General features: G+C 47.5%; 7 protein-coding genes. All 7 read left to right on the top strand.

Translation table 11 applies throughout. From position 1 onward, the window contains the following. Positions 1 to 79 precede the first annotated feature (79 nt). Positions 80 to 463: an adenosylmethionine decarboxylase gene (speD, locus tag PHW04_18615; GenBank protein MDD2717906.1), complete on the top strand. Its 384-nt coding sequence runs from the start codon at positions 80 to 82 to the stop codon at positions 461 to 463. 20 nt (positions 464 to 483) lie between these two features. After that, positions 484 to 1,332: a polyamine aminopropyltransferase gene (gene speE, locus PHW04_18610; GenBank protein ID MDD2717905.1), complete on the top strand. Its 849-nt coding sequence runs from the start codon at positions 484 to 486 to the stop codon at positions 1,330 to 1,332. Positions 1,333 to 1,346: 14 nt separating this feature from the next. Continuing rightward, entirely contained in the window at positions 1,347 to 1,439 is a 93-nt protein-coding gene (locus PHW04_18605) for an AURKAIP1/COX24 domain-containing protein (GenBank protein MDD2717904.1), read from the top strand. A 62-nt stretch (positions 1,440 to 1,501) separates the two neighbouring features. Then, positions 1,502 to 2,470 (top strand): DNA-directed RNA polymerase subunit alpha C-terminal domain-containing protein, encoded by a 969-nt coding sequence (locus PHW04_18600; GenBank protein ID MDD2717903.1) that lies wholly within the window; start codon positions 1,502 to 1,504, stop codon positions 2,468 to 2,470. A 73-nt stretch (positions 2,471 to 2,543) separates the two neighbouring features. Next, complete coding sequence (locus tag PHW04_18595; GenBank protein MDD2717902.1) at positions 2,544 to 4,133, top strand: GAF domain-containing protein; 1,590 nt, start codon at positions 2,544 to 2,546, stop codon at positions 4,131 to 4,133. A 1-nt stretch (position 4,134) separates the two neighbouring features. Next, positions 4,135 to 6,870 (top strand): response regulator, encoded by a 2,736-nt coding sequence (locus tag PHW04_18590; GenBank protein ID MDD2717901.1) that lies wholly within the window; start codon positions 4,135 to 4,137, stop codon positions 6,868 to 6,870. A 41-nt stretch (positions 6,871 to 6,911) separates the two neighbouring features. Continuing rightward, on the top strand, positions 6,912 to 9,024 hold a 2,113-nt coding region (locus tag PHW04_18585), incomplete at its 3' end, for an NB-ARC domain-containing protein (GenBank protein ID MDD2717900.1).

The raw sequence follows: 9,024 nt of genomic DNA, 5'->3' as shown, positions 1-9,024 counted from the left end.
AAAAATTCAGAATTTTTTATTGAAAAGGGGGGGGGGGGGTCTTATTATTAAATCATTACATTCTAAGGAGGGTGAGGGGGTGAAAGCTTTAGGGCGCCATATTCTTGTAGAGTTCTATGACTGCGATCGTGTCGTGATCAATGATCTGCAGTTTGTGGAAGATCACATGAAGGAAGCAGCTCGAGTGGCAGGTGCAACTATCGTAAAGAGCGTGTTTCATCTGTTCAACCCGCACGGTGTTTCCGGGGTTGTGGTGATCGCCGAGTCCCATCTGGCGATACATACATGGCCGGAATATGGTTACTGTGCTGTAGACCTTTTCACTTGCGGTGATAGTGTGGATCCCTGGATTTCCTTCGATCTGCTGAAGGAGAAATTCAAGGCGAAGAACGTGTTCACAATGGAGCTTAAGAGGGGACAGCTTGATCTGGAAAACCTCCCTCACAAGCCCGCACCCTGTTGACTCATTAGGGAGGTTATAGATTGGCTCGTGAAACTGATTTCTGGCTTGAGGAATATTACACCAGAGATTACTGCACCCATATCTGCCTGCGCGTAAAAGACATTATCTACCGGGGCGAAAGCAAGTATCAGACTCTGGATGTTGTCGACACCTTCGACTGGGGACGCGTGTTTCTCCTGGACAATGTCGTGATGACCTGCGAGAAATACGAATTCATCTATCATGAGATGATCAGCCATGTGCTGATATCGTCCCATCCGGCACCGGAGCGGGTTCTGATAATCGGTGGCGGTGACGGAGGGGCGGCGCGGGAAATTCTCAGGCACAAGGAAATCAAGCAGCTTGATCTGGTGGAAATCGATGGGAAAGTTGTGGAAGTTTCTAAGAAGTATCTGCCTGACTGCGCCTGTTCATTCGATGACCCCAGGATGAATCTGGTGATCGGTGACGGGATCGAATTCGTGAAAAACAGAAAAGACACTTACGATATCATTTTAATCGATTCCACTGACCCGATCGGCCCTGCATTAGGATTGTTCGAGGAGGAATTCTACCGCTCGATCTATCATTCTCTCAAGGACAACGGATTCTTCACTTTCCAGTCTGAGAGCCCGTTTTACTATTCAGAATTCCAGAAAGGCGTGATTGGAAAGCTGAGGAAGATTTTTCCTGTAATCAAGCCATATACCGCTACAATTCCGATGTATCCGGGATCTCTCTGGACATTCACGGTAGGCAGCAAGAAATTCGATCCGGTAGAAATCAGAAATAAAAAAGATCTTTCCAGTTTAGGATTGAAGTATTATAATTATGAAATTCATCAGGCTGCGTTCGCGCTGCCTGAGTTTGCGAAAAAAATCTTCGCTTAGGAAGGAGCGGCAGAATGGGTTCAGTTAAAAAAAAGAGAAAATCCAAAATAAACAGACACAAGAGGAAGAAGAAGAGAAGAGCTTCCAGACACAAGGTGAAGAAGTAACCTGAGCCATTTCGATTGTTCGATAAATTAGCCCGTTTTACAATTTGGTCAAGGGGGAATTAATGGATTTATTGAAACAGAAAATGACGCTGATCAAGCCCAAGGTGACTTTCATTCCTCATGAAAGCAACCCGCTTGCCGGCAGATTTGAAGTTGAACCCCTGGAAAAAGGGGTCGGCATTACAATCGGAGCCCTGATCGAGGGATTCCTTTTGAAGTTGTTCAAAAGCCACAGACCGTGTGCCTTCTGCTTCAAGCATCACAATGTCAACGATTTCTTCTCCGAAATTCCGGGAATCAAAGAAAACTGCGAGGAGATCATCACCAATCTGAAGAAAGTGAATGCCGTCATTCCCGGTGACTTATCAGAAGTGATTGCTAAGATCAAGCTTGCGGAAGGTGAAATCACTGCCGGGCATCTGGCTGGCGATGGTCTTCAGGTCACCAATCCAGCTCAACACCTTTTCACTGTCACCAAGAAGATTTCCAGTACATTCGAAGTATTGTTTGCAAACAAATCCGGTTACTACTTTGTCGACGATTTCCGCCATGATCCGGATTTTCATGAGGAGCTGACTTATTTCGACACTACTTTCACTCCAGTTCAGACTATCCTTCATCAGATAGACAATGCCCGTGTCGGGCGCAGCATTAATTATGACAAGCTGATGCTTGAAATGACTGTTTTTGAAGGATTTTCTCCACGCGATCTCTATCAGAATACAATTCAGACTCTTCAGGATCTTTTCTTCAGGATCACAGAGGTCATTCCTGAGGAAGTTTCAGAATTCTCGGTGGAGAAGATTGAGACTGAGAAGGGCGACAATAACCTGGCGATTTCGATCAATGACCTGGAACTTTCAATCCGCTGCCGCAACTGCTTGAAGCAGATCAGCATCAAGACCCTGGGCGACCTCACTGAAAAAACCGTCGATGAACTGATGGAAATCAAGAATTTCGGCAAGAAGTCCCTGGACGAACTGCGGGAAATCCTGTTCAGGTATAACTTGAAATTCAAGGGAGAAACTTGATCGGGACAAGTTTGATTAATTTCTGAAAATCAACTAAACTGAAGGGAGGTTCGAACCTCCCTTTTTTATTATTATGGAGACACCTTCAGCAAAACTTGTCTCCAGTGTGGTATTGATGGAAAATCAGAATTCAGGACTTCAGATCAAGGCATATGAGGAGCTTTTCGGGCTCATCAGTTCAATTCATTCCCTGGGGCAACTGTCAGAACTGCTGCAGCTGGTTATGAAGAGCGGTCTCAAGCTTACAGGCGGGGAAGCCGCCTCGATCATGCTCAAGAGCAAAATCGGCGATTATCTGGAATTCCATTCTTCGATCGGAGGAGCTTCCGGGTCGCTTCTCAACAAAATCAAAGTTCCCAAGGAGAGCATAGCCGGGCATGTTTATACTGCAGGCAAGCCAGTTCTGATCGAAGATGTCTGCCAGGATTCGAGATTCTGCAGCAATGTGGACCGGGTAACGAATTTCGTCACCCGCTCGATCATCTGTGTCCCGCTTGTGATCAACCGCAGCGTGATCGGAGTGATGGAAATTCTGAACAGCGAAACCGGCAGGATCTTTACCGAGAAAGATCTTGAACTGTTTATGGCTTTTGCTGATCAGGCCGCTGTTGCCATCACCAATACCAGTCTCTACGATGAAATCCTCACGGAAAAGGAACGCACCAGTTTCGTGTTCGACAACTTACCAGTTGGACTTCTGCTGCTCGATCAGGATGGAACAATCATCTCAGCGAACGGTTTTGTGAAGAGACTTTCCGGGCTTCAGAACTTCGAGGGCAGCAAAATGGAAGCGCTGGAAAACCCTCTTTTCAAGGAACTGACGGCTGTCGTGAATCAATCGGAAGGCAAGGAAAAAAATCTGAAGATCAGGATTGGGGATGAACAACACGAACTCAGATGTCTGGTCTGCAGGATGAAGAGCGAGCATTGGACCGGTACTGTATTGATCATTGAGGACGTGACGCAGCTTCTGCGGGTCAAGGAAATTGCTGCCTGGCAGGAAGTGGCCAGAAAACTTGCCCATGAACTGAAGAATCCGCTGACACCGATCCAGCTGGCCGCCCAGTATCTTGAATACATCCATCAGCGCGGCGGTGAGAATTTCGAAGAGGAACTGAGACAGCATATAGACATCATCAACAGCCAGGTCGAAAAATTGAAAAAGATGCTGACGGAATTTTCTAATTTTGCGAGATTACCTCTCCCAAAACTGATGCCGGCTGATCTCTGCCAGGTGATCAGGAACATCCTCCAGCTTTATGAAAAGAGTTATCCTGAAGTCCATTTTACAGTCACTGCGAAGAGCATACCACAGTTTCTGTTTGATGCTTCCCAGATCGAGCAGGTGTTTATCAACCTGGTGAAAAACTCTCTGGAAGCTCTTGCCGAGAATAAGGTGTCAGACCAGATAATCATGATAGAGGTAGAGTATCAGCCCGAGTCTGCTCTGGTTGTGATAAAAATAGAAAACAACGGCCCGCCGATTTCGGAAGAAGTGCGGAATAATCTGTTTAAACCATATTTTACGACTAAAAAGACCGGCAGCGGGCTGGGCCTCGCGATAGTCCAGCGGATCGTCAGCGATCATGGCGGCAGGATCACTGTGAAAAACATGGACCCTGGTGTCAGATTCAGGATCGAACTGCCCTTCAGGGAGAGATGAATTGAATTATACAGTGCTGGTAGTAGACGATGAACAGTTTATCAGGCAGATCCTGAAGGAAATCCTGGAAAAGGAGAATTTCCAGGTTACTCTTGCCGAGACCGGTGAAGCTGCATTGGATTTCCTTTCACACAATGAAGTGGATTTCATCCTGCTTGACATTCTGCTGCCTGGAATCGATGGCATGGAAGTGCTCTCCAGGCTTTCCGGAAAACTGGAACGGACGATCGTGATCATGATCTCCGGACACGGCAATTACCAGCATGCAGTCGCTGCGGTAAAAGCCGGGGCTTTTGACTTCATAGAGAAACCCTTCACGATCCCCATTCTTCTCTCGGCTCTGGAGCGGGGGAAGCGGAAGAAAACGGTTCTTTCCGCCTATCAGAAGTTCGAGAATCAGAAAGGTCTTCATTATCTGGACAATACCAGTTACAGCTATCTGATAAAAAAGACCGCGATCCAGGGTCTGAATGCCTTGATCTACGGAAAACCCGGCACTGGAAAAGATTTCATCGCCAGAAAACTTCACGAGATCGGTCATCCTGAATCCAGGCTGGTAAAGCTTGATCTGCGCTCAGCGGAAAACCTGGAAGCTCTGAGACGTCTTCTGGACAGCGGAGAGCAAGGGTGTGTCTATCTGTCCAATCTTGAAAACATTACAGGCGATCTGATCGAACGTCTTCAGAAAAGCAGTCTGACAATCTTCGCCTCCACGGCTGATTATAATTATTCTCCACCCGGAGATATGTTTCCCTGCTTTCTCTACCTGCCGCTGCTGCGAGAACTGGGCAACAGGGAAGAAATATTTTTCTACCTCCTGGAAAAATACAGCAGGCAGCTTGGAAAATCGATCCGCCTTGTTTCCGAGGAAGCGCTGGAAATATTCAGGGAATATGACTGGCCCAGAAATTTCAACGAGCTGCAGGAAGTCTGCCATCAACTGGCCAATTTCAGCGAACTGGGGATCATCCTCGCAGCGAACATGAAAAACATCATTTTTCAGAAACGTGCCGTGTCGCTTGAAGACTTTCTGGCTGAGTTCAGAAACGGGTATATCATCAATACTGTGGAGAGTCTGGACTGGAATCTGGAGCTCGCTTCCCAGAAGTTGAAAATCGACGTTCTGGAACTTTCAAAAATAATGGAGAATTATTTTCAAAAGATCAAAGAGCAATCAGGCACTTACAGTCTGGAGTTAACCAGCGACTTCGATGAGATTCAGAAAGCCCAGAATTTTGCTACAGAACTACTGCATAAAACGGGTGTTCCTGAAAATAAGATGTTCGAACTGAAACTCCTGATCGACGAACTGCTTGTAAATGCCATTGAGCATGGCTATGATGGAAAATCCGGAAAGATCTGGTTTACACTGGTGGTGAGGGAGAACAGGATCGAAGTGATTGTGACTGACGAGGGCAAGGGATTCCATTTCCAGAAAGCTGAATTGCCGAAAGACATCTTCAGCATGGGAGGCAGAGGATTGTTTCTGGCAGAGAAGATTGGCGATGAATTTCATCTTGACACTGCCCCGGGAAAAGGTACGGAAATCATTACTCAGAAGAACATCGCCAGCGTCAAAGTGATGGTGGTCGGAGAAGAGCTAAGAAGGACAATTTTTCAGGAATTGAAGGACATTTCCACCACTTTCTACAGGAATCTGGATGAAGTGCCTGAAAACTTCGAGAATATCGGCCTGGTGGCGGTTTTCGAGGAATTCGTGATCCATCAGCCTGAAAATGTCAGATTGATCAGGGAGAAACTCCCCAGGTTCAAGATCGTGATCTGCGGCGAGAAGAGCAATATCAGCCAGAGCGCCAGATATGTCTTTTTCGGAGCAGAGGATTTCTGGCCGGTAGACATTATTTCCGCCAAGCTGGAAGTCTTCCTCCACCATTATGAACGGCAGGACTCTAAAGTGGAGACTTTCAGCGAACTGAACGAATTTTACACGGTGAACAGACAGCTGCTTGAGCACAAGAATTTTCTCCTGAATTTCAGAAAACCCTCGGAATGTTTTGTCTTTTCAGGGGAACCCGGCACCGGCCGGGAGCATATGGCTGATTTTCTCTCTGTGAGAAGACCTGAATTCACCCTGGTGAAGATTGATTTTAAAAAAAATCCGCAGCAGGTGCTGGAACTTTTGGCTGGAGAGAACAGGATCCTGTTCGTAGAGAACTGTTTCCACCAGCATCCGGAATTTCAGGACCGGGTGCTGGAAGCCCTGGAAGGGGTTTTCCAGCGGAACAATCTTCTGATCTTTTCAGGCCAGTACGGCGAAGATAAACTGCCTAAATTCCTTGAATCTTCCGATTATCCCCGCTATATTTTCAAATTTCCGTCTCTCAGGCAGAGATCTGAAGATGTGCCTCTGCTCGCAAACATTTTTCTGGAGAGATTTTCCCGGACTGCCGGAACCAGGGTCAAGAACTTTGCCATGGACGCACTGGTGGCACTGCAGAACTACAGCTGGCCTGAAAACGTGGATGAGCTGATCGGCGTGGTGAGGCGCTGCCTTGAAACCATCCCGGCTAAAACCATCCAGCGGTCTGAAGTGAAGGAACTCCTCAACTACACTTCCTCCACTGTCAATCTCACGCTTTCTGAAGCCACCAGGCTTGCCGAGAGGAGTTACCTCCAGCAGGCGCTGAACAAACACGGTGGGAATGCCTATAATTTCCTGGGCCTGACCCTGGCTGACTGGCAGAGAAAACTCGCGGAGCACGGGATAAAAAGCTGAGAATCAGCAGGCTGTTAAATTTCCAAAGGAGCCCCGAGCCGATGCATGGAATTCCGACACCTCCCGGCAGCTTCTGTGGCAGGGAAGCTGATTTAGAATTTTTGAACACCATTTATCATAATCAAAAAATAGTGATTATCGCCGGCATAGGAGGCATGGGCAAGACCTCGCTGGCTGCGGCTTTCGCCGGTCTGCTGCAGCGGGAAGAAGGCTCGAAATCACTGTGGATATCCTGCAAATCAGGCTGGAATTCCGCTGACCTGATGGGTGAGATTGTACAACAGGTTTTCAACGAGACCGCTGACCAGGAATGCAAATCTGCAACTGGAATTAAACCGCAGCTGATCGTGGAACTGATCGAAAAGCACGGTTTCACCCTGTTCATAGATGATTTTCATTATCTCACGGATATAGCATCTGAAGAAATCCTGTCTCTGGGACTCAGATACTTCAGTACAGGAAAGATCATAGTAATCACCAGGGTGCGTCCTTCCCTTCCGGTGACTGACCTGGCCGAAACCGGTGAACTGATCCTCGAAGGATTGATTCAGACTGATGCTGAAAACCTGCTGAACAGGCTCTTTTCTTCTCACAGTCCTAAAAACATCAACGAAAATACCAGAAAATTGATTTTGTCAGGTTCAAAAGGTCATCCCTATTCGTTGAAATTGATGGCTGCCCTGCTGATCAATGGGAGGAGTTCTGTCGAGGCTCTGGCCGGACCTGAGTCAGCCTTCAAGGAAAAAATCGAGTTTTTTCTGCTGGAAGAACTCTGGACCAGGCTGGATGAACCAGCACAAGAAATCCTCAAGACACTTTCGCTCCTTAGGATTCCTTCAAACCCTGAATTCCTTTCAAACCTTGCACAAGACGGCATTCCTGCGCTGGAAAAATTGATTGACTGTTACTTTATCGAATCTGATCAGACCGGGAAATTGCTCCTGCACGATCTGCTGCGGGAACATATCTGCGGGAAAATGGGAAAAACCGAGCAGAAAAAGCGGCATCATTCCATTGCCATGACTTTTTCCTCTAAGAACGACCCGGAAATACTGGAACTCAGGGAAGCGTATTATCATTTCCATGAATCCGGCGAGATCAGGCAGGCTGTCGACACTATCCTGAGGCTCGGCCGCCAGATATTGTTACTGGCAGATGAAACCGAGAATTTTTATCACCTGTTGAACGACGCCCTGGCTACCTGTGAAGGATACAGGAACGAGGAGCTCATCAACACCAAGGTGGGATTTCTGATTTTCTGGTCCAAACACGAGGAGGCTGAAGCCTTAGCTGACGGGATCAAGAAAAGTGAACTCAAATCCCTGGCCCTGGGCCAGATTCGCCAGCAGCAGTATCGTTTTCCTGAAGCCATTCAATTTTACCAGGACGCTCTTCCAGGTATAAATGAGCCGGACGATCAGATCGAAATCAGAATCGACCTGGCCTTTTGCCTGAGCCAGCTCGGAAAAATTGATGAAGCCCATGAAGTGCTGGCTCAGGCGGAAAAGTTGCTCTGCCCTGCGTCATCTCCTCTTCTGCGTGGGCGGTGCGCCAAGGTGCTCGCAAATATTCATCTCAGCAGCGGGAACTGTCCCGAAGCCCTCAGGTATTTCGAAATGGCCGAAGCTATTTACAGGCGGCACAATGTCTGGATGGCTCTGGCTTCCGTACTGTACAGCACAGCCCTGATTAATTTTTCCCCGCTCAAAGACTATCAGCGGGCCTTTGCCCTGGCTGACGAATGCGAAACAAACTGCCGCAAGTCCCATAACGAAATCCGTGCTGCATTCTGCCTGAATCTCAAAGCATCGATCAAAACCGAAACTTTGAATTTCACGGAGGCACTCAGTTATCAGAATGCAGCCATAAAGTTGAGCGAGGCTAACGGCTTTTTCGACCATATGCATCACTATCTGATCAACCTGGCCACAATCCAGCTGAAATTGGAAAACCACGCCGAAGCAGCGCATACTTTACAGAAAGCCCTTCAGTACGCTGAAAAGTTCAAGGATGAAGAAACTTCCGCTACATGTCATCTACTGTTTGCAGAACTTTTACTGATTGAGGGACAGCATGGGGATGCTGCTTCCAGACTTGAAACTGCCCTGGAGATCGGAGAGAAAATCAGCTCAACTGAGTTGCTTTTCAGGTGCG

The sequence above is a fragment of the Candidatus Wallbacteria bacterium genome, from assembly GCA_028687545.1.
In the GTDB taxonomy this organism is placed as follows: domain Bacteria; phylum Muiribacteriota; class JAQTZZ01; order JAQTZZ01; family JAQTZZ01; genus JAQTZZ01.
Note: the sequence above shows the minus strand (reverse complement) of the source record. Positions and strands in the feature narration are given on the sequence as shown.